Here is a 26,042-nt window from a genome sequence, read left to right on the forward strand (position 1 = left end):
GGCGCCGCGAGTGATGCAGGATAAGTAGCCGTGAGCATGCAACGTGAGGATGTCTGGTTCAACTCGGGCAGCGACCGGATCAACGCTTGGCTGTATCGGCCGACGGGCAACGGCGACGCGCCGCTGCTGGTGATGGCGCACGGACTGGGCGCGGTGCGCACGATGCGGCTGGACGCCTACGCCGAGCGCTTCAGCGCCGTCGGCTACGCCTGCCTGGTGTTCGACTATCGCAACTTCGGCGACAGCGAGGGCGAGCCGCGTCAATTACTCGATATCAGCATGCAATTGCAGGACTGGACCGTTGCCGTGGCGTATGCCAAGACGCTGGCGGGAATCGATCACAACCGAATCGGTTTGTGGGGCACGTCCTTTGGCGGCGGACACGTGATTGCTACGGCAGCGCGGCTGCCCGGGATCGCGGCGGTCGTCTCGCAATGCCCGTACACCGACAGCATCGCCTCGGTGGGCGCGATGAACCCGTTGATCAGCGCGCGCATTACGGCGTTGGCGGTACGCGACCTGATCGGGGCCCGGCTCGGCAGGCCGCCGGTGATGGTCCCAACCGCCGGTAGGCCGGGCGAGGTGGCGCTGATGCACGCCCCCGACTCTTACTCCGGTTATCTGCGGTTGGTGCCTGAGGGCACGACGTTGCGAAACGAGGTCGCCGCGCGGATCGGTGTGAAGTTCCTGCCCTACCGTCCGGGGCGGCTCGCATCGAAGATCACCTGCCCAATCCTGTTCTGCGTCTGCGAAACCGACTCGATCGCACCGTCGGGACCGACCCGTCGCTACGCGGCGACGGCGCCGCGCGGTGAGGTCAAGCTCTACCCGGAAGGCCATTTCGAGATCTATGTCGACGACGCGTTCGAGCGCGTGATCGCCGACCAGATCGAGTTCCTGGACAAGAACTTGAAGCGCTAGCGGCGACGATGCGCGCGGCGTAGCGGCGCGCGGGGAGCCGCGGATTCGAACTCAGCGGATGACGCTGATGCCGCCGTCCACCGGGATCACCGCGCCGGTGATGTAGGTGCTGGCGCGGCTGGCAAGAAAGACGGCGATGCCCGCGATGTCGTCGGGTTGACCGATGCGGCCGAGCGGCAAGTGGGCGCCAACCGCGTCCGGGCCCGCGCGCAGCAGCTCCTTGCTCATCCGCGATTGGAACAGTCCGGGAGCGATCGCGTTGACCAGAATCCGGGGGGCCAGCTCGCCGGCGAGGTGTTGGGTCAGCATGTGTACAGCGGCCTTGCTCGCGCTGTAGGAGAAGTTGTCCCTGCCACGTCCCGGCGGGACGATTCCGTCGACGCTGCCGGTGTTGATCACCCGTGCGGGGTCGTCGTCGGTTGCGGCCGCCGTCAGCATCGGCACCAAGGCGCGGGTCAGCAGGAAGACGCCTTTGACGTTGACGTCGAGAACTTTGTCGAAGCCGGATTCGGGAAACTCGCCGAACGGCGCCCCCCAAGCCACGCCGGCGTTGTTGAACAACGCATGCACGGCGTCCTCCCGGTCGGCGAGGTCGGCGGTCAGTGCCTGAACTCCGTCGATGGTGCCGAGATCGGCGGGGATCGCCTCCACCGGTCCGTGGACTGACAACTCGGCGACGGCGGCGTCGAGCTCGGCTTTTTTGCGACTGGACAGGTACACCGTCGCTCCGGCCTGCAGCAGTCCGCGCGCCATCATCACGCCGATGCCGCGGCCGCCGCCGGTGACCACGGCGACCTTCCCGTCAAGGCGAAACATGTCGGTCATGGCCATCAGTCTGGATGTTGGCCGAGCAACGGCGCTCAGCGGGATCTCAACCGACTGTTCAACGCCATCCCGGTCATCGCGAATTACGACCGGCTGTACCGATTTCGGTTCCGACCCCGAGCGGTGACTCGGTGCGGACCGCCTCGTCGCGGATCAGACCGCGCAGCAGTGCGGTGCTGAACTCGGCGGCGATCTCCTTGGCGCTGCGCCGTCCGCTTGGCCGCAGCCAGCGGTAGGCGCCGAGCGTCATACCGATGTATCCGAGCGCCAGGACATGCGAGTCGCATTCATAGAATTCGTCGCTGGCGATGCCCCGGTCGATCAGTCCGTGCACGTGCTCGTAGACCTGGGTTTCCTTCTCCCGGACCGCGTCGACCTGCTCCTCGGTGAACCACTCGGTGATGTAGGGCTGCTCCTGGAAGTACACCGCCGCGCCTTCCGGGTTGGAGGCGATCCCGTTCAGCAGCCGCACGGTGTACTGATACAGCGCTTCGCGCGCCGACATCGTCGGGTCGTCGTGCACGGCGGCCAGCGTGCGTTCGGCGGCCTGCTGGTAGATGTCGTAGAGAATCAACGACTTGCTGGCGTAGTAGTGGTACACGGTGGCCTTGTTCAGCCCGACCACGTCGGCGACATCGTCCATCCGGGTGCCGTGGTAACCGCGTGCGGCGAACAGCTTGGTGGCAACAGCCAGCAACTCCTCGCGGCGGGAAAGCCCGTTCTCGGACGGCATGTCTACTCGCTATCGGCAGGCCGGGTGATGCCCGGTTGTCAATCAACTAGTTGGATAGTTTAGTCAGGGCGGTCATTCGCTGTTGTGCATCGCCCCGGTCGGACTAGACTGCTCCGTGAGTCGAGTCGCGAGTCGGTCCAATCGAGAAGGTGGTCAGATGAACCCAGATCCGGATCCGAGCTACGACTTTTCCGACGAACTCGAGTTCTACTTCAAGTATTCACTGTGGGGCTTGCGCGGCGTCGTCGACGGTAACGGCTACCCACCACCGTCATATCCGCCCGTCTAAACACTAAACAGCGGTTCTACAGCGCTTTGAGTTCCTCGGTGACTGCGGACACCGATTTCTTGGCATCGCCGAACAGCATCGTGGTGCCCTCGTCGTAGAACAGCGGGTTGTCGATACCCGCAAACCCCGAGTTCATCGACCGCTTCAGCACAATCACCGACCTGGCCTTGTCCACGTTGAGGATCGGCATGCCGTAGATCGGGCTGGAGGCATCGTTGCGCGCCGCCGGGTTGGTGACGTCGTTGGCACCGATGACGATCGCGACATCGGTGCGGCCGAACTCGTCGTTGATGTCGTCCATGTCCTTCATCGCGTCGTAGTCCACTTCGGCCTCGGCCAGCAGCACGTTCATGTGCCCGGGCATCCGGCCGGCGACCGGGTGGATCGCGTACTTCACCGCGACACCCTTGTCCTCCAGCAGCGTCGCCATGTCCTTGACGGCGTGCTGGGCCTGCGCGACCGCCAGCCCGTAGCCCGGCACCACGATCACCTGGTTGGCGTAGGCCATCTGGATCGCGGCATCGGCGGCCGAGGTGGCCCTTACGTGTTTGTCGCCGCCGGCGTCGCCGCTGGGAGCCACGCCGCCGCCGCCGAACCCGCCGGCGACGATCGCGGGAATGGAGCGGTTCATCGCCTTGGCCATCAGGTTGGTCAGGATCGAACCCGAGGCGCCGACGATCATGCCGGCGACGATCATCGCGGTGTTGTTCAACGCCAGCCCCGCGGCCGCGGCCGACACCCCGGTCATGGCGTTCAACAGTGAGATCACCACGGGCATGTCGGCGCCGCCGATGGGCAACACCACCATCAGGCCCAGCGCACCCGCAGCAGCGAGCAGACCGATCATCCACCACAGCGACACCCCACCGGTGCTGGGATGGGCGCCCAGGCCGATGACGACCGCGGCCGCGACGGCCGCGGTCAGCAGCAGCAGGTTGATCGGTTGTTGAGCCTTGCCGAATCCGATCGGTGATCCGGAGATGATCTCCTGCAGCTTGCCGAACGCGATGATCGAGCCCCAGAATGAGATCGATCCGATGATCGCGGCGAACAACGACGCCACCACGATGTGCACGGTCGGCGACTCGTGGTGCTGGAAGGCCGAAAAGCCATCGGTCTCAATGAATTCCGCGAGAGCGATGAGCGCGACCGTGCCACCGCCGACGCCGTTGAAAAATGCCACCAGCTGCGGCATCGCGGTCATCTTGGTGTAGCGGGCCGGCGGGACACCGAGCACCACACCCACCACCAGACCGGCGATGATCCACACCCACTGGTCGGTGTGCCGGATCTTGATCAGCGTGGCCGTCACGGCCAGCGCCATTCCCACCGCGGCGATCAAGTTGCCCCGCACCGCGGTCTTGGGCCCGGTCAGGCCCATCAGGCCGTAGATGAAAAGCGCGAACGAGATGACGTAGAGGCCGATCACCAAGTAGTTCATTTGGCTGCCGACTCCTCGGTCGCGGCGGGCAGCGCCTTTTTCTTGCCCTTGAACATGCCCAGCATCCGGTCGGTGACGATGAAGCCGCCGACGACGTTCAGCGTGCCGAACACGACCGCGACGAACAGGATGATCTGCACGGCGACCGACGGGTGCTCGACTTCACCGAACACCACCAGCGCACCGAGCAGCACGATGCCGTGGATGGCGTTGGTCCCCGACATCAGCGGGGTGTGCAGCGTGTTGGGCACTTTGGAGATCACCGCGAACCCGACGAACCCGGACAACACCAGGATCGCCAGGTTCGATAGAAGTTCGTCATACATCCCGTGCATTTAGGAGTCCTTACCTGTCTCGCGGGTCACACACGATTCCGCGATGACTTCGTCGTCGAAGTCCGGGGCCAGCGCGCCGTCCTTGATCAGCAGGTCCAGCAGCGCGGTGATGTTCTTGCTGTAGAGCTCGCTGGCGTGCTCGGGCATCGTCGCGGGCAGGTTCAACGGCGAGGCGACGGTGACGTCGTGCTTGACGACGGTCCGCCCGGGTTCGGTCAGCTCGCAGTTGCCACCGGTTTCCCCGGCCAGGTCAACCACCACGCTGCCGGGCTTCATCGACTCCACCGCCGCGGCGGTCACCAGACGCGGCGCAGGCCGTCCCGGGACCAATGCGGTGGTGACCACCACGTCGAAGCCGCTGATCGCCTCTTCCAACGCCTTCTGCTGCTGCGCCTTTTCGTCTTCGGTCAGCTCGCGCGCATAGCCGCCCTCACCGGCGGCGTCGATACCCAGATCGAGCCACTGCGCGCCGACCGAGCGCACCTGGTCGGCCACCTCGGGCCGCACGTCGTAACCGGTGGTACGTGCGCCCAGCCGCTTGGCCGTCGCCAGCGCCTGCAGGCCGGCCACGCCGACACCCAACACCAGCACCGTGGCGGGCTTCACCGTGCCCGCCGCCGTCGTCAGCATCGGGAAGAACCGTGTCGACTCCGAGGCCGCCAACAGCACAGCCTTATATCCGGCGACATTGGCCTGCGACGACAACGCATCCATCACCTGCGCCCGCGAAATCCGCGGGATGGCCTCCAGCGCGAACGCCTGCACGCCGGCCTGCTTCAGCGCGCCGATCGAATTGTCGGCGTCGCGGGGCGCGAGGAAGCCGATCAACGTCTGCCCGCTGCGCAGCCGGGAAACCTCCTCGGCGGTCGGCGGCGCGACCTTGACGACGATGTCGGCCGCCCAGGCATCACCGATCGTGGCGCCGGCCTCTGTGTAGAGCTCGTCGGGAAGCAGCGCCCCCTCGCCCGCCCCCGACTCCACCACAACCGCGACACCGCTTTTCACCAGCGGCCCGACCGCCTTGGGCACCAGCGCGACCCGTCGCTCGTCGGTCCCGGACTCGGCGACCACCCCGACCGTCGTCTGCGTATCTGTCATGACTCCCTACCCCGCTAGATCGGCACCAACCCTAGCCGCAGTCACCACAGCGGAAAGTCTTGGCCATACTCCGGCTCCGGACGCGGCCCAAAGTAGCGGCGCTGCGATTCGTCGATCGGCACGTCGTTGATGCTGGCTTCGCGGCGGGCGGTCAGGCCGGCGTCGGAGAACTCCCACAACTCATTGCCGTAGCTGCGCCACCACTGTCCGGCGGCGTCACGGCATTCGTATTGGAACCGGACGGCGATGCGATTGTCGTGGAAACTCCACAGGCCCTTGCGCAGCACATAGTCGTGCTCGCGCTGCCATTTCCGGGTCAGGAAAGCCACGATCGCGTCCCGGCCGACGACGTGTTCGTCACGGTTACGCCACTCCGAGTCGACGGTGTAGCCCAGGCTGACACGCTCGGGATCGCGGGTGTTCCACAGATCCTCGGCGCCCTGCACTTTCTGGATCGCCGTCTCGAGGGTGAACGGCGGGAGGGGAGGACGTGTCTCGGTCATGGATCTATCGTCCTCCGCTGCCTCCCGCATCGTCGGGCCAGCCGCGGTGTCCTATCGTTTCGATCATGGACTTCGCGATGTCGGCCAAAGCCAGCGACTACCACAAACGACTGTCCGAGTTCATCACCGACTACGTCTTTCCGGCCGAGGCCGAATACGACCGCTATCGGCACGAGGCCGGCCCGAACGATCACACCGTTCCGCCGATCATCGAGGAGCTGAAGACCAAGGCCAAAGCCGCCGGCCTGTGGAACCTGTTTCTGCCGGCCGAGTCGGGCCTGTCCAACCTGGACTACGCCTCGCTGGCCGAACTGACCGGATGGAGTCTGGAGATCGCACCCGAGGCGATCAACTGCGCGGCACCGGACACCGGCAACATGGAAACCCTGCACCTGTTCGCCACCGAGGAGCAGCGTAAGCAGTGGCTAGAGCCGTTGCTGAACGGCGAGATCCGCAGCGGCTTTTCGATGACCGAGCCGGCGGTCGCCAGCAGCGACGCCCGCAACATCGAAACCTCGATCGTGCGCGACGGCGGCGACTACGTGATCAACGGCCGCAAATGGTGGACTTCGGGCGCGGCGGATCCCCGCTGCAAGATCCTGATCGTGATGGGCCGCACCAACCCCGAGGCCGCGAGCCACCAGCAGCAGTCGATGGTCCTGGTGCCGATAGATACACCGGGTGTGACGGTGGTCCGCTCAACATCGGTCTTCGGTTACCAAGACCAACCCGGGCACTGCGAAATCGTCTACGACAACGTCCGGGTACCGGTCACCAACCTGCTCGGCGAAGAAGGCGCCGGCTTCGCGATCGCCCAGGCCCGGCTCGGGCCGGGCCGTATCCACCACTGCATGCGCGCACTCGGCGGAGCCGAACGTGCGCTGGCCCTGCTGGTACACCGGGCCAATACCCGGGTGGCGTTCGGCCGTCCACTCGCCGATCAAGGTCTTGTACAGCAGGCAATTGCCAAGTCACGCAATGAGATAGATCAAGCCAGGCTCCTTTGCGAGAAGGCGGCCTGGACCATCGACCAATACGGCAACAGGGCCGCGCATCTACTGGTATCGCAGATCAAGGCGGTGGCTCCGCAGGTCGCCTGCGACGTCATCGACCGCGCCATCCAGGTGCACGGGGCCGCCGGCGTCAGCGAGGATACGGCGCTGGCCCGGCTTTACGCCTGGCATCGCGCGATGCGCATCTTCGATGGGCCCGACGAGGTGCATATGCGCTCCATCGCGCGCGCCGAGATCGGCCGGGAGCAAAGCGCGTTCGCTGTGGCGGTCACCTAAGATGGCGAAAGGTGTGCGGGATCTACAGGGGGCCTGGAACTTTCGCGATGTTGCGGATAGCACCGGTGTGCTTCGGCCGGGGCGGCTATTTCGTTCCGGTGAGCTGAGCGATCTCGGCGACGACGGCCGCGACGAGTTGCGCCGATTGCGCATCACCGATGTCGCCGACTTGCGCTCGCGCCGTGAGGTGGAGCGCCACGGGCCGGGCCGGGTGCCGGACGGCGTGCGGATTCATCAACTGCCCATCCCCGATCTCGGCCCGGACGAACTCAACCCGGACGGGGACGCGCCGCACGAGCATGCGTTCAGGCGGCTGCTGGAAGATAAGGCCGACGACGAACCGGTCGGCGAGGCGTCCCGTCGCTTCATGATCGACGAGTACAGCAGGTTTCCCACGTACAACGGAGCCCAGCAGGCACTGCACCGCATGGTCAGCTTGCTGGCCGACGGACGCACGGTGCTCACCCACTGTTTTGCCGGCAAGGACCGCACCGGGTTCACAGTGGCGCTGGTGCTGGAAGCCGCGGGCGTCGGCCGCGACGCGATCGTGGCGGATTTCCTGGGTAGCAACCAGGCCGTTCCTCAGCTGCGGGGCCGGATTCTGGACGCGGTCCGGGAGCGATCCGACGTCGAAGTGACCCCGGAGCTGATGGCGTTCACCGCGGCGCGGCTGTCCGATGAAGTCCTCGGTGTCCGCGAGGAATACCTCGACACCGCACGGCGGACGATAGACGACCAGTTCGGCTCGCTCGACGGTTACCTGCGCAGCGCCGGGGTTTCCGGGACTGACGTCCGCCGGCTGCGCGGAGCCCTGCTCGGCTGAGCCGCGTTCGGGTCGAATCCCGGCGGGAAAATTCTCAGAAAATCCTGAGTGTTTCCTAGACGCACGGTAAGGACAAGGTGCATGATGCACATGTGTCTTATACCGCTGCGCTGCCGTGAGTAGCGCTTCCGCCAAGCCCACAGAGGGATCTGCCCAGCGTCGGGAGGTCACAATGTCAGGACGTAAGCTTCGTTGGCTCGCCGCCGGAATGTTCGCCACTGCCGGCGCCGGAATGCTGTCCATGACCGCGATCATGAACTCCGCGTTCGCCTTCGGCGACACGCCCCTCCCCCCCGATCCGACGGACATTGGCTTGGTCCTGGGGGCCAGCGGCCTTCCGATACCCACCGCGCCTTACGTAGACGCCGCTGACACGCTCTACATCAACGGTGCGGCTCCTATCCAGTTCCCCGCCACCTATCCCGGCGTCTTGGCGAACGGCGTATTCACTCCGGAGGGGTTGTATCCGGTCACCAGCGCCGGCGTCCACCAATTGCTCCTCAACTACCCCTCCGGTTCATTCGACGGCGAGACGGTCAATGGCACGCCAATCACAATCCCCGACCTGCCGGACCAAAGCTCGTCGGTGGGCCAAGGTCTCACCATTCTGAACGACAACATTCTGGCCAACGTCGCCAACGGCGACGTGTCGACCGTCTTCGGCTACTCCCAAAGCGCCGCGATAGACAGCCTGGAGATGGGCATCCTCAAAGCCGAAGACGTACCGACCAACGATGTGAACTTCGTATTGGTCGGTAACGTCAGCGCCCCCAACGGCGGTCTGCTCGAGCGTTTCAACGGTTTCGAAACGACGTCGGGTCAGACCACCGTCGACCCCTTGCAGCTCCCGAGCCTGGGTTTTAATTTCGACGGCGCGACGCCCGACGACGGCTACACAACCGCCGTCTACTCCCTGGAATACGACGGATTCACCGACTTTCCGCGTTATCCGATCGATTTCCTGGCCGACCTGAACGCCTTCCTCGGTATCGGAGAGCTCCACGGCACATATCTGAACAACGCAGCGGGCCTGCCTGGCGGCCCCACGCCCGAAGATATCGCGACCGCGACTCCGTTAGCGACGGATCCGGCTTACGGCACCGACAACAGTTACTTCATGATTGACACGCTTGACGGGACTCCTATCACGGCTCCGCTAGTGTCGGCGCTCGGCGATCTTCCCGTCATCGGCAAACCACTAGAAGACCTGCTGGGGCCCGACTTGACGGTTCTGATTAACCTGGGTTACGGCGGGGACAACCTCGGCTATTCGGACGCGCCGGCGAATGTGCCCACTCCGTTCGGGCTGTTCCCCGACGTCAACCCGACCACCCTCGCCAACGAACTGATCGCAGGCACAGAGTCGGGCTTCCAGGCGTTCGAGTCCGAGCTGTCGAACCCCGCAGCGCTGCTCTCGTCGCTGGCAGGTTCCCCGACGGCATTAACCACGTTCTTCTCCGACCCCTTTACCGGGTTGGAGACCGAACTCAGCTCCCCGGAGACTGTCGGCACTACGCCTACCGACCTCGTTAATGCGATCTCGAGTGCGACTTCGACGGCCTATAGCACGCTGCTACCGACAGCAGACATCGTGAACGCCCTAGTCACCAGCCTTCCGTCATACGACGTCTCGCTCATCACCGACAACTTGAGCACCGGTGACCTCCTCGACGCTTTCGGTTTGCCGGTCGCGGCTGACACAGCGCTGGGCACGCTGGCGGCCGGTTTCGAGGTAGAGGTCATCTCGAATGCCGCGTCACAGATTGCTGCCGACTTCGGGGGTCTGTTCTAGTAACGAGGAGCCATAACGGTGGGCCGCGGACTCGTCGCCCACCGACATCGTCAACGTCCTCACCGACCTGTTTTCCACCGACGCGGCGGCCTTACTCCCGGCGTTCGACACCCTTCTCGCGCTGGGGGTTTCGCTGCCGAACTACGACATCAGCTTGTTTGAGCAAGGGCTCGAGTCCGGCAACCTACTGGCCGCCATCGGTGATCCGCTCGCGGCGGACATCGGGATCCTGCCGCTGCCGATCGGCCTGGACGCCGCAGTCCTCGGCGAGGCACTCGGACGACCGCTTACGACCTCATCGACGGCTTCATCCCATAGCGCTCGGCGTCAGCCGGGCGGTCGAATCGCTACGGTTCCAGCACGACCTTGCCGAACACCCCTCCCTCGGCAAGGGCCTGCAAGGCCGCGGGCGCCTCCGAGAGCGGATAACGCTGCGGCGGTGGAGGTTTCAAGCCCAACGACACTAGCTGGCTCGCACCCCAGGCAAACAGCGCCGCGGAACCGGGCACTTGATTCAGGTACTCGCCCCAGGCGACACCGAGCACGCCGACATTGCGCAGCAGCAGCCGGTTCACCTTGACCGTCGGAATCGCGCCCGCGGCAAACCCGATGACCAGCAGCTTGCCGTCGATCGCCAACACCCGGATGGCATCGTCGAAGGCCGGCCCGCCGATGGGGTCGACCACGATGTCAACGCCGCGACCGTCGGTATGCTCGCGCACCGCTTGAGCCCAGCCGTCGGCCAATGGCAACACCACGTCTGCGCCCAGCGACTCGACGAATTCCATTGCGCCCGTGCGATGCACCATCGCGATGACCTTGCTCGCACCCATCGCCCGGGCCACCTGGATCGCCGCGGTGCCCACACCACCGGCCGACCCGAGCACCAGCACGCTGTCACCCGGACGCATTGCGGCGCGCCGAGCCAGCGCGAAGTACATGGTGTTGTAGTTCACCAGCAGCGACACCGCCTCGGCGTCATCCAGTTCCGCCGGACTGTGGATCACGTTGGCTAACGGCGCGATCACCTTTTCGGCGTAGCCGCCGAACACACCAAACGCCGAAACCCGGTCACCCACTTTGAATTCCGACTCTTCCGGCGCCCAGTGCACCACACCGGCGGCTTCCACGCCGGGGATGAATGGCGGCGGCAGCTTGAGTTGGTACTCACCCTTGGTCAGCAGCAGGTCCGGAAAGCACACGCCGGCGGCGCGGACGTCGACGATGATCGTGTCGTCGCTGCCGCTGACATCGTCGACGTCCGTGTAAACCACGCCGGACGGCCCAGAAAGCTCCTGTACTACACAGGCTTTCATCCGCGATTACCGGATCGAGAAGTTGGCCTGTTTCGGGGCGGACAGGTCGTCGATCTCGGCCCAATGCGCGGCGATCTCGTCAACGGACGGCGGTGCCTTGAACGTGACGCCTTCGTTCTGGAACAGCGCGGTGCGCTGCACCTTGCCGCCGCCGACAATGAAGATCGAATCGGTGTCGGGCACCTCTTCGGAACACAGGTAGGCCACCACCGGCGCAACGAAGTCCGGGGTGAGGTTTTTGAGCACCTCGGGCGGCAGGATGTCTTCGGTCATCCGGGTGGCCGCGATCGGTGCGACCGCGTTGGCCTTGATGTTGTACTTGGCGCCTTCTTGGGCCAACGTGTTGATCAGGCCGACCAGGCCCAGCTTGGCCGCGCCATAGTTGGCCTGGCCGAAGTTGCCGAACAGTCCGCTGGTGGAGGTGGCGACGACCACCCGCCCGAAGCTCTGCTCACGGAAATGCGGCCAGGCGGCGCGGAGCACGTTGTAACCGCCGTAGAGGTGCACCTTGAGCACCGAATCCCAGTTCTCGAACGTCATCTTGTGGAAGGTGCCGTCGCGCAGGATTCCGGCGTTGCTCACCACGCCGTCGACCTTGCCGAACTCGTCAATAGCGGTCCTGATGATGTTCTCCGCGCCTTCGGGATCGGCGACGCTGTCGTAATTGGCGGCAGCGCGACCTCCGGCGGCCTTGATCTCGTCGACGACCTGGTCGGCCATGTTGTGTCCGGCGCCGGTTCCGTCGCGGGAGCCGCCGAGGTCGTTGACGATGACACTGGCGCCCTCCTTGGCGAGAGTCAGGGCGTATTCGCGGCCCAGGCCCCCACCGGCTCCGGTGACGACAACGACGCGATCCTGCACTCCGGGCATGGGCTTCCTCTCTTTCTCGGGCTTCATCGCCCGACTCTTCTCAAAGGCCGGTTCGGTTGGGTCGTGGCGACGCTAGAACAGCCGGCGCGCCAACTTCCACGCCCTATCTGTATACGGCGGGTAGACGAAGCTGGATAAGTCGGGTCGGGTCGGCTTGGTCAACACCGACTTGCGGTGGCTGAACTCGTCGAAACCCCATCGACCGTGGTAGGCGCCCATCCCGGATGCGCCGACGCCGCCAAACGGCAGCTTGGCCGTCGACACCTGGAAGGCCAGATGGTTGACCAGCATGCCGCCCGCAGGCACCTCCTTGATCACCCGCTCACGCACCGCACGCGTCTTGGTGAACAGGTATGCCGACAGCGGCTTGGGCCGCGAGTTGACGAAACGTATTGCCTCATCGAGGGATTGGACGGTGATCACCGGCAGGATGGGGCCGAAGATCTCGTTGCTCATCAGCGGCTCGTCGGGATCGGGGTCGACGACCACGGTCGGTTCCAGGCGCAGGCCCGACGCGTCGGAGTTGCCCCCCAACGCGATCTTGCCCTTCGTCTCGGCCAGGTATCCGGTCAGCCGATCGAACTGGCGCTGGTTGACGATCCGCAACCCGCTCTTGTCCTGAGACCGAAATGTCGTGATGGCCTGTTCAATCTTTTGGACGAGCTCGTCACGGATCGTCACGTCGGCCAGCACGTAGTCGGGCGCCACACACGTCTGACCGGCGTTGAGCAGTTTGATCCAGGCGATCCGCTTGGCCGCCACGTCGACGTCGGCGTCCGCCGCCACGATGACCGGGCTCTTGCCGCCGAGTTCGAGGGTGACCGGCGTCAGGTGCGGTGCGGCGCCTTCGTAAACCTTGCGGCCGATCTCGGTGCCGCCGGTGAAAAACACCCTGTCGAATCCCTGCGCGATCAGCTCTTGGCTCACCGCGCCGTCGCCTTCGACCACCGCGACCGCGTCGCTGTCCAGGTAACGCGGCACCAACTCGGCCATCAGCGCTGCCGACGCCGGCGCGATCTCGGACGGCTTGAGCAACACCGTGTTTCCCGCGGCAATCGCTCCCACCGCCGGGCCCAGCGTCAAGTAGAACGGGTAGTTCCACGCGCCGATGATCAGCACCGTGCCATAGGGCTCGTACTCCACCCAGCCGCGGCCCGGCAGCTGCGCCAGCTCGAGCAGACGGTATTTGCGGCGCATCCACTTCTTGACGTGCTTGGCCGCATACCGGGCTTCGCCCGCGGTGGTTGCGGCGTCGGCCAGCCAGGCCTCGAACGGGCTGCGGTCCAGGTCCTTGGCGAGCGCGTCGGCGATCGCCGGCTCGTTCTCGGCGATCATCTTCTCCAGCGCGCGCAGCTGGGCTTGTCGCCACTCCACGCTGCGGGTCTTGCCGGTGGCGAACGTCTGCCGCAGGCCGGCGACGATTTTCGGGATTTCGGAGTGGGTCGCGGGGGCACCAACGGTGGCGTTTGCGGTGACTTCGGTGGCTTCGGTGGTCATGGGTATTCCTTCCTCGACCGGCGAAAGCCCAATCCTAATCAACCACCCGGTTGGGCAACAGGTGCCCTCAGGTGTCGCAGGCGCGCGCTGTTACGGCTTCTCGGCGGAGACGAAAACAGCCCTGAACGTCGCGGCCACGTTGGGTTCCTCCGGCAGCGGACGACCGACCTGGGTCAGGTAGTCGCGGCCTGCCAACGCTTCGACGCGCCAAGAGTGCGTGTCGAACCAGGCTGCCGGATCACAGCGATCGTCCTCGGTGTACCACAGGTCGCCGGGGTCGAAGACGTTCTCATCGCCGAGCCGCCGGCGAAGTTCGTCGGTCTTGGCGCGGCGCTTCTCGTATGCCTCGCGGGCCGCGTCGTCGTAGGTGAAATCCTCGATGCAGACTCGGCTACCCGACGCGCTCAGCGCGTCGATGTCGGTGAACAACCTGTCCTCGGCCTCACCCGGTAGGAACATCAACAAGCCTTCGGCCAGCCACGCGGTCCGGTGTGCAGGGTCGAAGCCCTTGCCGCGCAGCGTTTTCGGCCAGTCAAACCGGAGGTCGGCCGGCACTTCCTGACGGTCGACCACCGGCTGAACGCCATGAGCCGCCAAGGTTGCGGCCTTGTACTCCAGCACCTTCGGCTGGTCGACTTCGTACACGCTGGTCCCGGCCGGCCAGTCCAGCCGATAGGCCCGAGAGTCCAGCCCGGCGGCCAGGATGACGTGCTGACGGATGCCGGCTGCGGCCGCCGCCCGGAAGTAGGCGTCAAAGAAGTGGGTGCGCGCCGCCTGGTAGTTGACCATGTGCGCACGGACCGCCTCCAACTCGGGATCGGCCGTATACGTCGTCGACATCTTGGCGACCAAGGCGGCGAGTTCCGGCCCGTCGATCAGCATTTGCGCGAACTCGTCGCGGATCAGCGGCCGCTCGCTGGCCGTCTCGGCCGCGCGGGCGGAGGCCACCATCACCGCGGTCGCGCCGACGCTGGTCGCGATGTCCCAGGTGTCGCCGTGGCTACGGCCGGGCGCACTCACCGGAGTTCCGCAGTCACGAATTGCGCGAAGGCGTCCTTGTCGTCGGCCAGCGGAACGCCGTCCACCCAGCGGTCCAGGCGGCGCATCTCGTCACCGGAGTTCTGCGCAGTGGCCCGCCAGCCGTGGTCGTTGAGCCAGTCGACGACTTCCGCGCGGTCCTCGTCGTGGTAGATCAAATCCTGGATGTCGACGGCCTGTTCGATGCCGAGCTTTTCCGTCAGCCCCTGGAATCGATCCCGCATCTCCTGCCGCCGCTCGTCGGCGTGACGGGCCGCGGTTTCCACCGCGATCCGGCTGCCTGGCGCGCTCAGCTCGGTGATCTGGGTGAACAGCCGGTCCTGGGCTTCGGCGGGCAGATACATCAGCAGGCCTTCGGCCAGCCAGGCCGTCGGCGCCTTCGGGTCGAAGCCCGCACCGACGAGCGCTGCCGGCCAGTCCTGACGCAAGTCGATCGGCACCTCGTGACGGTCGGCCGACGGGGTCGCGCCATTTGCCGCCAGCGTTGCCGATTTGTAGGCCAGCACCTTGGGCTGATCGATTTCGTACACCGTGGTGCCGGCCGGCCAGTCCAGTCGGTAGGCCCGCGAGTCCAGCCCGGACGCCAAGATCACCACCTGGCGGATGCCGGCGGCCGCCGCCCCGGCGAAGTGGGCGTCGAAGAAATGCGTGCGCACGGCTTGGTAGCTGCGCATGTGTTGGAGCACCGCGGCCCCTTCCGGGTCGATCGACTCCACCTTGGCGAGCAGAGAGTCGTCGAGCATGCTTTCCCACACGCCGGTGCCGGCCTCGCTGACCAGCAGCCTCGCGTAGGGGTCGCGGATCACTGCATCGGGGCGATCGGTTTCGACGGCTCGGGCGGCAGCCACCATGACCGCCGTGCTGCCGACGCTGGTGGCGATGTCCCAAGTGTCGTCGTGGGTGCGCAAGGTGCGCGGTGTGCTCATGGGTTCACGCCTCCTACAAAATGCGTCTGGTGATCAATCAGCTGCGCCGAGCTCCGCGCGCAGCAGCCTGGTGGTGAAGGCCTCTTCGGCCAGGTCCGTGGGTATCGGCCGGCCCAGTCGGGCCATTTCGTCGGCGTTGCTCACCGCGCGCACCCGCCACCCGTGCGCGGTCAGCCATTCGGCGGCATCCGCACGGTCGTTTTCCTGGTAGGTCAGGGTCTCGACGTTGATCTCGAGGCCGAGGCGTTCACGCATCCGCTCGAATCGGATACGTCGCGCCGCGCGGCGCCGCGCGGGGTCGCCCGAACCGAGGCTGAACGCCTCGACGGCCACCTGACTGCCGGGCGCGCTCAGCTCGGTGAGCATCTCGAACAGCCGGTCCTGAGCTTCGGCCGGCAGGTAGGGCAGCAGGCCCTCGGCGAGCCACCCGGTGGGCTGGGTCCGATCGAAGCCCGCGGCGGACAGCGCCGCCGGCCAGTCGTCGCGCAGGTCCACCGGAACGGTCTTGCGAGTGGCCTTGGGGGCGGCACCGGCCGCGTTCAACGTGGCGGTCTTGTATTCGACCACCTGAGGCTGGTCGATCTCGTAGACCGTCGTCCCGGCCGGCCAGTCCAGCCGGTAGGCCCGCGAATCCAGGCCCGCGGCCAAGATCACCACCTGACGGATTCCGCCCGCGACAGCCTCGGCGAAGTAGCTGTCGAAGAAGTGCGTGCGCACTGCCTGGTAGTCGCAGCCCAGCCGGTGGGACCGTCGTCCGTGCTCGTCGTTGCCGATCCACTCGAGGCCGGGGCTGGTCAGCCGCTCCCAGGGCTTGCCCGCCGACGACACCAACAAATAAGCGAACTCGTCTCGGATCAGCGGGTCGGCTGTTGCCGTCTCCACCGCCCGCGCCGCGGCGACGCTCAATGCGGTCGCGCCGACGCTTTCGGTGATGTCCCAGCTGTCCCCTTCGGTACGCACCGAGTTCGCGTCGTGAAGATCAGTCATAGCGCGGCCTACGTTACCAAATAAGTTAGGTAACCTATATGTTCTGTGCGCTACATCACTGACCTTTATGCGGGGTGCCGGGTGAGGCCGCCGGCCAACAACTCGTGCAGTTGACGGGTGACCTGATCGAGTTGGTGCCGGCCAGCGACAAACCCCGCATGGAACCCCACCCCCAGCAGGACCGCGATCAGCGTCTCGGTGAGCGCCGAGGCGTCGGTATCCGACGCCAGCTCACCTCCTTTTATCGCGTCATCGATGGCCCACGACAGAAATTCCCGGGTAATGCGAATCGAGTCGGCTTCCTCATGGCTCAGATCGGGGTGCCGCTTCGACTCCAGCGCGACCGTGATCAAAAAGGCCGCCGCCGTTCGATTTTCGATGTCGGCTTGAGTTGTGCCATCGATGAACGCGGACACCCGGTCTATCAGTGTCGTCTCGCGCTGTGCCCGCTGGACACTGGCGGTGACAACCACCTCGTTGGTCTCCTTCACCACTTCTCGATAGAGCACGCGCTTGTTGGAGAAGTAGTGATTGATCGCGGGCCGGGTCAGGTCGGCCCGGATCGCGATCGCCTGGAAGGTGGCCGCGTCGTAACCGCGTTCGCTGAACACCTCACGAGCCGCACGCAAAATGCGCTTCCGCGTCTCGGCCGCCTTCGCTGCAGGCGGGCGACCCGGTCCCCGGCTCGCGGGTTGCACCACGGTTGAATTGTGCCATAGATCACACTTTTGCCCGCCGCGCAAGCCAAAGCTAATTGTTAGCTGACCGGTGGCCGCGCGGAGCTATGGGGCATCAACCCGTTGGGCGGAATGCTGCCGAACTTTCCGACCTGGAAATCTTCGAACGCTTGGATCACGTCAGCCTTGGTGTTCATCACGAACGGGCCATGGTGGAATACCGGCTCCCGGATCGGCTGGCCGCCCAGGATCAGCACCTCCAACGCGGGTCGGCGCGACTCCTGCGATGGCGCGGCGGCAACGGTAACCCGGTCTCCCGGACCGAGGACCGCCAACTGACCCTGCTGGATCGGGTGTCCGATCGGGCCGACCGATCCGCGCCCGGAAAGGATGTAGACCAGCGCGTTGTAGTCGCGGTTCCATGGAATGTTCAGCCGTGCGCCAGGTTCGACGGTGGCATGCGCCATCGTGATCGGCGTGTGCGTGACGCCGGGGCCGCGGTGACCGTCGATATCCCCTGCGATGACGCGCACCAGTGCGCCGCCGTCGTCCGAGGAGAGCAACGTGACGTCGGTGCCCTCGATGGCCTGATAGCGAGGTGCGGCGAACTTGTCCTTCTTCGGCAGGTTCACCCAGAGCTGGATGCCGTGAAACATGCCACCGCTTTCGACGAGGTCGACCGGCGGTGTTTCGATGTGCAGGATGCCGGCGCCTGCGGTCATCCATTGGGTGGCGCCGTCGGTGATCAGGCCGCCTCCGCCGTGGGAGTCCTGGTGCGCGAACCGCCCGTCGATCATGTAGGTGACCGTTTCGAACCCGCGGTGCGGATGCCAGTCGGTCCCCCTGGGCTCGCCGGGCTGGTATTCCACCTCGCCCATCTGGTCCATGTGCACGAACGGGTCCAGCGCCGCCGTGCTGATCCCGGCGAACGCCCGGACCACCGGAAAGCCTTCACCCTCGTAGCCGTGCGGACCAGTGGTGATCGAGCGGACGGGACGTTCGGTGTCGGCCGGACGCGCGGCGGACACCCGGGCCAATGTCAAAGTGTCTGCGGTTACCGCGGGCATCTGTACCTCCTAAAAACTTGAATACACGATATAACCGGACCGCGGTCCGATTATTCCCCCCGAAGGCCTCTTCAAAAGTCGCTGCTAACGTCACTGGCGATGCTGGAGGCAACGGACACCGATCCTGAGCATGGCGGTCGCTTGGGCCGCTTTATCAGAAATCTCGAATACCTCTACAAATGGCTGTTGCTCGGCGTCATCGTCGGTGTGGTAGCCGGCCTCGGTGCCGTCGTTTTCTACCTGGCGCTGCGCTACACCTCTCATTTTTTGCTGGGCTATGTGGCCGGCTACCACTTGCCCAGCCCGCTGGTCGAGGGCGGGAGTGCCGGTTCTCCCCATTACCAGCGGCCGTGGGCGCTGCCGCTGGTGACGACTGCGGGTGCGCTGGTGTCCGCGTTGATCGTGGCCAAGTTTGCTCCCGAAGCCAGCGGGCACGGCACCGACAGTGCGATCGAGGCGATCCACACCGATCCGCGACACATCCGGGGCCGGGTCGTGTTGGTGAAGATGGTTTCCAGCGCGCTGACCATCGGCTCGGGCGGTTCAGCCGGCCGTGAGGGCCCGACCGCGCAGATCTCCGCCGGCTTCGCGTCGATGCTGGCACGCCGCCTGCACCTGTCCGATGCGGACGGCCGAATCCTGGTGTCGCTGGGGGTGGGTGCCGGGATCGGCGCCATCTTCGGCGCGCCACTCGGCGGCGCAGTCCTGGCGGCGTCGATCATCTACCGCGAAGACCTCGAATACCGCGTGCTCTACCCCGGTTTTGTCACCTCGGCGACGGCTTTTGCCGTGTTCGGCTCGTTTTTGGGCTTCGACCCGATGTTCGGCTATATCGACGCCGAGTACCGCTTCGAGAGCGCCTGGCCGCTGCTGTGGTTTGTCGTTCTGGGCGTCGTCGCGGCGGCGGTGGGTTATCTGTATGCACGCATCTTCTATGCCACCGAAGCGCTGACGGCTCGACTTTCGATTCCCGGCAGCGCAGTCCTCATGCCCACCATCGGCGGCCTGCTGGTCGGCCTGATGGGGTTGGCGCTCCCCCAGATCCTGAGCAGCGGATACGGCTGGGTGCAGCTGGCGACGACCAAGACGGGATTGCTGGCGATTCCGTTGTGGATCGTGCTGGTCCTGCCGATCGCGAAAATCGTCGCGACGTCGTTGTCCATCGGCACCGGCGGCTCGGGCGGAATCTTCGGGCCCGGGATCGTCATCGGGGCGTTCGTGGGCGCGGCGGTCTGGCGGCTGGGCGACATGTTCCATCTTGCCGGTGTGCCCGGCAGCCCGGGCATCTTCGTGGTGGTCGGGATGATGGCGTGTTTCGGCAGCGTCGCGCACGCGCCGCTGGCCATCTTGATCATGGTCGCCGAGATGACCGGGTCGTTCTCGGTGGTGCCCGGCGCGATCATCGCGGTCGGGATCGCCGCATTGCTGATGCATCACACCAAGGTGTCGATCTACCGCTCGCAGCGCCTCAACCGCGAAACCGCCGAAGCCGAGCGCCTACACGCCGCGGCCATCGCGCCCTGATCAGCTTTTACGCTTGGCGGTTTTCGCCGCGGCGCGTTCGGTGGAGGAGCCCTCGTGGACTAACTTGCCGCCCGCATTTTCCAGGTGAGCCCGCACGAACCACTGGAACTTCTCCAGTTCGGCCGCCTGGTCGATCAGGATGTCTTGGGTGACCGGATCAGCCGCTTCGGTTTCGTCGATGGCCTTGCGGGTGTCTTCGATAACACCGTTGTAGACCAGGTCAAGTGCGGCCAGATGGGCCTGCACGGTGTCCCGGCCGACGGAGTAGTCGTCCCAGGTGCGATCTTTGAGGATTGCGCCCGGGGTACCGTGCGGCGACCCACCAAGGGTCGCGATGCGCTCGGCCACCTCGTCTGCGTAGCCACGCACCAACTCCACCTGCGGGTCGATCATCTCGTGAACCCCGATGAAGTTGGGGCCGACCACGTTCCAGTGGATGTGCTTGAGCGTCAGGTGGAGATCGTTGTATGTGCTCAGCTGCTTCTGCAGCAGCCCAGCGACTTTGATTGCCTGCTTTTCGGTCATGCCTGGGACGGTGAACTGCGTCATGGCGGGTCGAATACCCGATGACCGCGAGCCGTAACCGCGAGACCTGTCACAGTGCGCGGATGTCCTGAACCGGCAGTCGAGCGCCCCGGCGCGGCTCGTAGGCCAGTCCGCTGGCCTCCAACAACCGGACCACCCGGTAGCGGTGCGGCCGCATCGGCTCGAGCAGCTCGACCATCTCGGCGTCGTCGATCGGACGTCCCAAGAGCGTCCACCCGATCATCTTGGATATGTGGTAATCGCCCACTGACAAAGCATCGGGATCGCCGAACGCACGTTGCGCCGTCTCGGCCGCCGTCCACACTCCGACTCCAGGGAGCGACGTCAGCGCTTCCCGGGCCTGTCCGGCCGGCCACGACGCCAGCCGTTCCAACGATGGCGCCCGCTGCGCGCAGCTGACGACGGTCCGGGCCCGCCCGGGATCGACGTTGGCACGGTGAAATTCCCACGACGGGATGTGCCGCCACACGTCCGCCGACGGCGGCACCCGCATCCGCGCGGGCGCAGGTCCCGGCGGCGGCGTGCCGAATTTGGTCACCAGTAGGCGCCAGGACCTGAACGCATCGGCGCCAGGTACCCGCTGCTCGATGACCGCCGGGATGAGGGCTTCCAGGACCTGACCGGTGCACCCAAGCCGCAGGTGCGGCACTCGCCGATGCGCGGCGGCGACCGTCGTGTCGGCCGGGACGAAATCCGACGAATCGTCTTGCGCACCCAGCATCGTCGGGAGAGCGTCGAGGAACTCCTCAGCGCCGCTCCCCCATGCCGTGCATTCGACGGCATCGGGCGCGGCCCGGTTGATTCGCGCCGTCACGGACCCGCTGCGCAACAGGCTGGTTCGCCAGATGGCGCCGTCATCAGCGACCTGATAGCAGGGATCTCGAGGACCTCGGCGCAGCGGGGAAAGAGTGAGCCAGGGGCTGACCACGCCCGCGAACTTCACCGTGCGAGCGCTATCCACCACCTGCTCCCGCCCGGACGCCGCAATTGCTGATGCCGATGATCATAGGTTCGGGTCGGAGCCGCGCATGTTTGACCGGTGACTGTTTTCGGGGTCAGGATGACGGAGTGACCACCCCGTTCGACGATCCGCAGGCCGAACTGGCGTGGATGTTCTTGCAGTGTCTGTCCGATGACGGAGACGTTGACGAATGCTTCGGGCTGTTGAGCGACGACTTCACCTACTGGAGCATCCAGAGCCCCGAATCGGTCGACAAGGCGGCGCTGCGTCGAGAAGTCGAGCGGCGCAAGCGCCGGGTCGAGGTGAGCCTCGACTTCATCCGATGCTTCAACGACGGCGAAAGCGTGGTGATCGAGGCACAGGCCGACGGCGAAACCGCCGACGGAGTGCGCTACGACAGCCCCGCCGTCTTCATCTTCGAGACCCGCGACGGCCTCATCACCTCGTTGCGCGAATACAGCGACACGCAGCTGGCCGCGCAGGTGTTCGGCCCGGCTGATTCCTAAGCCTGCTCGATGGTGATCTCTGCCTTGTCGGGGTAGAACGCGACGTGACCGGCGATCGCTGCAACGGCGGGGTAGGCCTGCTCGTATCTCCAGATCGCGTCGTCGACGGTGTCACCGGCGGTGGTGGTCACACTGTAATAACCGGCTTCGCCCTTATACGGGCAGTACGTGCTGGTGTCGGTACGGGTGAGCAGCTCTTGTACGACGTCCTCGAACGGAATGTATTGCACTGCAGGGTAAGTGGACTCCTGCAGCTGAAGTGCGTTGTGCGTGTCCGCGACGACCTCGCCGTTGACACGAACGACAACCCGAGCCTGGGTCGGGTTAATCGTGATCGGATGCTCGGTGGTGGGCTCCAGAACAGGCCGACTGGTCATGGTCATATCTCCTCACGTGCGAATAGATGGTGCAACACTGTGCGGCGCGCAAGATTCCCGTCGCAGGGCGAAGTCAGGTCGTTCCAAACGCGTACCGGTGGTACTGGGACATATCTGCCACGGAGGAAACCAGCGCCATCGCCTTGCCCATCAGCTTGGCGGAGCGCGGCAGCTTCGCGAACGTGTCGGACTCGAACCACCGCTGCCAGGCCACCAGCCGCACCCCGGGCACTGCCGCGACGATGTCGTCGGGCCCATCGATCGCCCAGCGCAAGGTAGATCCCGAGCGGCGCACCACCGTGTTGAGAAGCTGCGCCTTGATCCCGAGCCAATTGAATGCGTCGAACTGCAGCTCACCCGAGCCGAAACGCCCTACCACCCTGCGCAGCAGCGCCGTGCCGTCATGTTCGGTCAGATACATGGTCAGCCCTTCGCCGAGCATCAGCGCAGGCCGGTCGGCGGGAATGTCGGCCAGCCAACCCGGATCCGTGACCGAGGCGGCGACGACGTGATAGTGCTCGGCAACCGGGTAGAGCTGGTTGCGAAGCGCGGCGACCTCGGGGTAGTCGACGTCGTACCACTCAACATCCGGACCCGGCTGCAGCCGAAAGAACCGACTGTCCAAGCCGCAGCCAACATGCAACACGACGGCGTGCGGATGGGCGGCCAAGAATTGGTTGGCCCAGGCGTCGAAGTGTGCGGTCCGGGTGGTTACCGACGGCGCCCGGCGCGGGGTGACGGTGGTCGTCTTCCAGTCGTAGTCGATGCGCTCGACGATCTGTTTGGCGAACCGATCACCCAGAATCGGTTCCTTGAAGTCGGCGTCCAGCGCCTTCGCGTACAGCGTCGCCAGCATCGTCTGCGGCGCTCCGCTCAGGTCGACGTGCACCCGTTCGGTTGTCACTCGCCCGAGGCTAATCCGCCGCGCTGGGCGTCAGCCGGCGGGCGCCAGCATGTCTTTCCACCCGTCATCGCCGAGATGGTGTGATTCTTCGAGGCTGTATTTCCTGCCATCGGCGCCCAGTACTTCGCCACTGGTCGGAAGGTAGACCGCCGTCGAGTTCGCCGGCGTGTAGATACATGGGTTGGGCTGTTGCCCATTGCACTGCACGGTGCCCGATCCGGGCCGCTGCAGCGGATCATTGACCGGCGGGGGTGGCGCCGGCAACTGATCAGCCGGCAGTGGGTTGAGGCCGTTGTTGATCGAGGGCGCCGGTATCACCTTGCCTGGGTCGACGGGTTGATCGCAGCGAGCGCCGGGGGCCGGGCAGTTTCGCAGTTGATTGGGATCGCCGTACCACGGGTTGGTGCCCAAGGGAACGTATGGCTTGTTGTCCCGGCACTCCCGTGGCGTCGCCGCACGCTTGCCAGGGACGTCGACACACGGATAGTTGCGGGCACCGCGCACCACGTTCGCGGGCGTATCTTTCGGGATCTTGCAGTACGTTCCGGTTGGCAACGGGGCCATGCTGGTGTCGGCGGGCGACCGCCACTGCGACGGCGGCAAAAATCCGGTCAGACATGGCGGTGGATTGTTCAGCGACAAGTTGAGATTCATCAACACCGCCCCCGGAGCGGACGCGAGCAATGTCTGCCCAACCGCGGAGATCTCCGGCAAGAACACCAGCAGCTGCTCGAGACCTTTGTTGTAGCGCTTGAGCATGTCGGCAAGGATCTCGAGGTTCGCCAGCGTTTGTGGCAGGGATTCGCGCACGTCACTGAACACCTCATTGACTTGATCGGCGGTCGGCGCCGCTTTCGACAGGATGCTCTGCACATGTTGGTCGTTTTGCGCAATCTGCGTGGTAAGCACGTCGAGGTTGTGCGACCACCGCTCGATCGAATCTCCCGAGTCGACTTGGCTATTCAAGATCGGAGCGGCGTTCTGGATGATGTCGTCGACGTCGGAGATGTTGGCCTGGAAGTCGCCGACGATCGACTGCGTCGAGTCGACGAGTCGTGACAACGCCGGTCCCAATCCGCCGACAGCCTCCGCCGTCTCGTCCAGCAGCGAGGCGATCTTGCGCTTGGGTAGCACCGACAGGCCACGGTTGGCGGCGTCCAGCGCAGGGCCGATCTCGCTAGGCACCGTGCTCTTGGTGATCGTCTGTCCGGGCGCGAAGAACTCTCCCGGGTTCCCGGTCGACACCAGGTCCAGGTACTGCTCGCCGATCGCCGACACCGAATGCACATTGGCCGACGCATCGATCGGAACCTTGTAGCGGCTATCGATGCTGAGCGTCGCCCGGGCACCATGTTTCGTCGGCTCGACCTTGGTGACCCTGCCGATCTGGATCCCTCGGTAGGTCACATTCGACGTGCGATACAAACCGCCCGACGCCGGCAGCTCCGCGACCAACCGATACTGACCGACCCCGAGCTGGCTGGGAATCTGCAGGTAGTACCAGCCCAATGCAACCAGTGCCGTCACCGTCAGCGCAGCGAACACCATCAGCTGCGCGCGGATGAAGCGAGTCAACATCGCTTACTCACCCCGCTCCACGGGGGCATCGGCCGGGTTCGGCGTGAACCGGATGTCGGGAATCATCGTTGCGGGGTCGCGGCCCCACGACTGTTCGAGTGCGCGCAAGGCTCCGGAAAACCCTGTGCCGGTGAAAATTGCATTGTCGACGGCGCTTAGTGTCAGGTCCAATGCGCCGGAGACATTGATGTAGTCACCGCGGACGATTTTGGGCACGCTGTCGATGGTGAACGGCGGTGACAATAGGAATCTCAAGGCCTCAACCACGTACGGCGCGGCACGGCCGAGTTGGGTGAGCGGCCGCTGAAGCTGACTCAAATCCTGATGCAGATCGCCCTTCGCGGCCGACAACGTCTGATCCACGACATTACTGATCCGCCCCACCGTGTCGACGGTGTTGGCGAATAGGTCGCGCTGCTTGGCGAAATGCTCGACCAACGGGGGGAATTCGGTCAGGACCTGGTCCAGTGTGTCCGTGCGCTTACTCACATAGGACAGCAGCCGATCGGTGGAGTCGATGGTGTGGCCGATGTCGTCGCGCTGCAAGTTCAGCTCGCGGGCGAAGGTGTCCAGCTTGGCGAGAAAATCCCGAATCTGCTGGGCACGCCCGGCCAGAATCTTATAGACCTCGTTTTGGATCACCTCGAGATTCGCGACGCCGCCGCCGCGCAGCACCATGGCCAGGCTGGCCAGCGTCTGCTCGGTGGAGGGGTACGCCGACGAATTTGTCAGCGAGATGGTGTCACCGTTTTTCAGCGGCTGTGGTGACGGGTTCAGTGGTGCCGCCAGCTCCACGTGCTGAGAACCCAATAGGCTGGTCTGTCCGATCTTGGCGGTGGCATTCTTCGGGAGCTTGACACCCTTGTCCAGGCCGATGGTCAGGGTGGCGACCCAGTTCTTCAGGTTGATCGCGCGGACGGTGCCGACGAATACGTCGGCCACCAGCACCCGGCTATTACCGTTGAGCGCCAGCGAATTGGGCATCTGAACGTAGATGGTGTAGGAGCCTTTGCCACTGCCAGGGCCACCGGGCAAGGGCACATTGGCAACACCCCGCCAGTGCCCGCACGATGTCAGCACCACCGTGGCCGACAGCAACGCCAATGCCTGCCAAGCCTTGTGGCGAACCAGCTGCATCGCGCCGATCAGAGGTTGTCGGTTCGGCTTGCCCGTCGCGCGTACCGCGCTCCTCGTGCGCCTCACAGGCTGTCGGTTCGGC

Annotated in this window: 27 protein-coding genes; 7 read left to right on the forward strand and 20 right to left on the reverse strand. The window is 65.2% G+C overall.

The genetic code is table 11. From position 1 onward, the window contains the following. The first annotated feature begins 36 nt into the window (after positions 1-36). Positions 37-921: an alpha/beta hydrolase gene (locus VNW74_RS28130; RefSeq protein WP_325683065.1), complete on the forward strand. Its 885-nt coding sequence runs from the start codon at positions 37-39 to the stop codon at positions 919-921. Between the two features lie 51 nt (positions 922-972). Here VNW74_RS28130 and VNW74_RS28135 read toward each other — a convergent pair whose 3' ends face one another. Continuing rightward, on the reverse strand, positions 973-1,746 hold the full coding sequence (locus VNW74_RS28135; RefSeq protein WP_325682988.1) for an SDR family oxidoreductase: 774 nt from the start codon (positions 1,744-1,746) through the stop codon (positions 973-975). Between the two features lie 73 nt (positions 1,747-1,819). Continuing rightward, complete coding sequence (locus VNW74_RS28140) at positions 1,820-2,479, reverse strand: TetR/AcrR family transcriptional regulator (protein ID WP_325682990.1); 660 nt, start codon at positions 2,477-2,479, stop codon at positions 1,820-1,822. Positions 2,480-2,636: 157 nt separating this feature from the next. Between VNW74_RS28140 and VNW74_RS28145 the strand changes: the two genes are divergently transcribed. Next, positions 2,637-2,768, forward strand: a complete 132-nt coding sequence (locus VNW74_RS28145) for a hypothetical protein (RefSeq protein ID WP_325682992.1) — start codon at positions 2,637-2,639, stop codon at positions 2,766-2,768. 16 nt (positions 2,769-2,784) lie between these two features. Here VNW74_RS28145 and VNW74_RS28150 read toward each other — a convergent pair whose 3' ends face one another. The 4 genes from VNW74_RS28150 to VNW74_RS28165 are packed head-to-tail and all read right to left on the reverse strand — an operon-like array spanning position 2,785 to position 6,145. Next, positions 2,785-4,209: an NAD(P)(+) transhydrogenase (Re/Si-specific) subunit beta gene (locus VNW74_RS28150; protein WP_325682994.1), complete on the reverse strand. Its 1,425-nt coding sequence runs from the start codon at positions 4,207-4,209 to the stop codon at positions 2,785-2,787. Continuing rightward, a complete protein-coding gene (locus VNW74_RS28155) occupies positions 4,206-4,535 on the reverse strand; it encodes an NAD(P) transhydrogenase subunit alpha (RefSeq protein ID WP_325683067.1) in 330 nt (109 codons plus the stop codon). Before VNW74_RS28155 ends, VNW74_RS28150 begins: the two co-directional genes overlap by 4 nt. A gap of 9 nt (positions 4,536-4,544) precedes the next feature. After that, a complete protein-coding gene (locus VNW74_RS28160; protein ID WP_325682996.1) occupies positions 4,545-5,642 on the reverse strand; it encodes a Re/Si-specific NAD(P)(+) transhydrogenase subunit alpha in 1,098 nt (365 codons plus the stop codon). A 41-nt stretch (positions 5,643-5,683) separates the two neighbouring features. Then, a complete protein-coding gene (locus tag VNW74_RS28165) occupies positions 5,684-6,145 on the reverse strand; it encodes a nuclear transport factor 2 family protein (protein WP_325682998.1) in 462 nt (153 codons plus the stop codon). 77 nt (positions 6,146-6,222) lie between these two features. Here VNW74_RS28165 and VNW74_RS28170 point away from each other — a divergent pair, with 77 nt between their 5' ends. From VNW74_RS28170 to VNW74_RS28180, 3 genes are all read left to right on the forward strand, one after another. Further along, positions 6,223-7,434: an acyl-CoA dehydrogenase family protein gene (locus VNW74_RS28170; RefSeq protein WP_325683069.1), complete on the forward strand. Its 1,212-nt coding sequence runs from the start codon at positions 6,223-6,225 to the stop codon at positions 7,432-7,434. Position 7,435: 1 nt separating this feature from the next. Continuing rightward, a complete protein-coding gene (locus VNW74_RS28175; RefSeq protein WP_325683000.1) occupies positions 7,436-8,257 on the forward strand; it encodes a tyrosine-protein phosphatase in 822 nt (273 codons plus the stop codon). A 172-nt stretch (positions 8,258-8,429) separates the two neighbouring features. Then, the gene (locus VNW74_RS28180; RefSeq protein WP_325683002.1) at positions 8,430-10,049 is read left to right on the forward strand and encodes a PE-PPE domain-containing protein; all 1,620 of its coding nucleotides are present in this window, start codon (positions 8,430-8,432) and stop codon (positions 10,047-10,049) included. A 347-nt stretch (positions 10,050-10,396) separates the two neighbouring features. Here the strand turns inward: VNW74_RS28180 and VNW74_RS28185 are convergent, their stop codons facing one another. From VNW74_RS28185 to VNW74_RS28220, 8 genes are all read right to left on the reverse strand, one after another. After that, complete coding sequence (locus VNW74_RS28185; RefSeq protein WP_325683004.1) at positions 10,397-11,365, reverse strand: NADPH:quinone oxidoreductase family protein; 969 nt, start codon at positions 11,363-11,365, stop codon at positions 10,397-10,399. A gap of 6 nt (positions 11,366-11,371) precedes the next feature. Continuing rightward, the gene (locus tag VNW74_RS28190) at positions 11,372-12,235 is read right to left on the reverse strand and encodes an SDR family oxidoreductase (protein ID WP_325683071.1); all 864 of its coding nucleotides are present in this window, start codon (positions 12,233-12,235) and stop codon (positions 11,372-11,374) included. Between the two features lie 72 nt (positions 12,236-12,307). Next, a complete protein-coding gene (locus VNW74_RS28195) occupies positions 12,308-13,732 on the reverse strand; it encodes an aldehyde dehydrogenase family protein (protein ID WP_325683006.1) in 1,425 nt (474 codons plus the stop codon). A gap of 90 nt (positions 13,733-13,822) precedes the next feature. After that, positions 13,823-14,683, reverse strand: coding sequence for an SAM-dependent methyltransferase (locus VNW74_RS28200; protein WP_325683073.1), 861 nt, complete (start codon positions 14,681-14,683; stop codon positions 13,823-13,825). Between the two features lie 65 nt (positions 14,684-14,748). Then, positions 14,749-15,678, reverse strand: a complete 930-nt coding sequence (locus VNW74_RS28205) for a class I SAM-dependent methyltransferase (RefSeq protein ID WP_325683075.1) — start codon at positions 15,676-15,678, stop codon at positions 14,749-14,751. A 51-nt stretch (positions 15,679-15,729) separates the two neighbouring features. Continuing rightward, the gene (locus VNW74_RS28210) at positions 15,730-16,683 is read right to left on the reverse strand and encodes a class I SAM-dependent methyltransferase (protein ID WP_325683009.1); all 954 of its coding nucleotides are present in this window, start codon (positions 16,681-16,683) and stop codon (positions 15,730-15,732) included. 65 nt (positions 16,684-16,748) lie between these two features. Then, positions 16,749-17,384 carry a TetR/AcrR family transcriptional regulator gene (locus VNW74_RS28215; protein WP_325683011.1) on the reverse strand — a complete coding sequence of 212 codons (636 nt, stop codon included), beginning with the start codon at positions 17,382-17,384 and terminating at the stop codon, positions 16,749-16,751. 56 nt (positions 17,385-17,440) lie between these two features. Continuing rightward, positions 17,441-18,427, reverse strand: coding sequence for a pirin family protein (locus tag VNW74_RS28220; protein WP_325683013.1), 987 nt, complete (start codon positions 18,425-18,427; stop codon positions 17,441-17,443). Positions 18,428-18,526: 99 nt separating this feature from the next. On the opposite strand from VNW74_RS28220, the gene VNW74_RS28225 reads away from it, so the two are divergent. Beyond that, entirely contained in the window at positions 18,527-19,951 is a 1,425-nt protein-coding gene (locus VNW74_RS28225) for a chloride channel protein (RefSeq protein ID WP_325683015.1), read from the forward strand. On the opposite strand, the gene dps is transcribed toward VNW74_RS28225, so the two are convergent. Continuing rightward, a complete protein-coding gene (gene dps / locus VNW74_RS28230) occupies positions 19,952-20,500 on the reverse strand; it encodes a DNA starvation/stationary phase protection protein Dps (RefSeq protein ID WP_325683017.1) in 549 nt (182 codons plus the stop codon). It abuts the gene before it with no gap. Between the two features lie 46 nt (positions 20,501-20,546). Further along, positions 20,547-21,458, reverse strand: coding sequence for a DNA-3-methyladenine glycosylase family protein (locus tag VNW74_RS28235; protein ID WP_414686809.1), 912 nt, complete (start codon positions 21,456-21,458; stop codon positions 20,547-20,549). Between the two features lie 149 nt (positions 21,459-21,607). Between VNW74_RS28235 and VNW74_RS28240 the strand changes: the two genes are divergently transcribed. Beyond that, positions 21,608-21,964, forward strand: coding sequence for a nuclear transport factor 2 family protein (locus tag VNW74_RS28240; protein WP_325683079.1), 357 nt, complete (start codon positions 21,608-21,610; stop codon positions 21,962-21,964). On the opposite strand, the gene VNW74_RS28245 is transcribed toward VNW74_RS28240, so the two are convergent. The 4 genes from VNW74_RS28245 to VNW74_RS28260 form a co-directional block, all read right to left on the reverse strand. Then, on the reverse strand, positions 21,961-22,341 hold the full coding sequence (locus VNW74_RS28245) for a DUF427 domain-containing protein (RefSeq protein WP_325683019.1): 381 nt from the start codon (positions 22,339-22,341) through the stop codon (positions 21,961-21,963). The two genes, VNW74_RS28240 and VNW74_RS28245, sit on opposite strands and share 4 nt — an antisense overlap. Before the next feature lie 73 nt (positions 22,342-22,414). Next, positions 22,415-23,230: a class I SAM-dependent methyltransferase gene (locus tag VNW74_RS28250; RefSeq protein ID WP_325683081.1), complete on the reverse strand. Its 816-nt coding sequence runs from the start codon at positions 23,228-23,230 to the stop codon at positions 22,415-22,417. A gap of 45 nt (positions 23,231-23,275) precedes the next feature. Beyond that, on the reverse strand, positions 23,276-24,823 hold the full coding sequence (locus tag VNW74_RS28255) for an MlaD family protein (RefSeq protein WP_325683021.1): 1,548 nt from the start codon (positions 24,821-24,823) through the stop codon (positions 23,276-23,278). Positions 24,824-24,826: 3 nt separating this feature from the next. Continuing rightward, on the reverse strand, positions 24,827-25,960 hold the full coding sequence (locus VNW74_RS28260) for a virulence factor Mce family protein (RefSeq protein ID WP_325683023.1): 1,134 nt from the start codon (positions 25,958-25,960) through the stop codon (positions 24,827-24,829). Positions 25,961-26,042 lie beyond the last annotated feature (82 nt).

This window comes from Mycobacterium sp. (genome assembly GCF_035570115.1).
Classification (GTDB): Bacteria; Actinomycetota; Actinomycetes; order Mycobacteriales; family Mycobacteriaceae; genus Mycobacterium.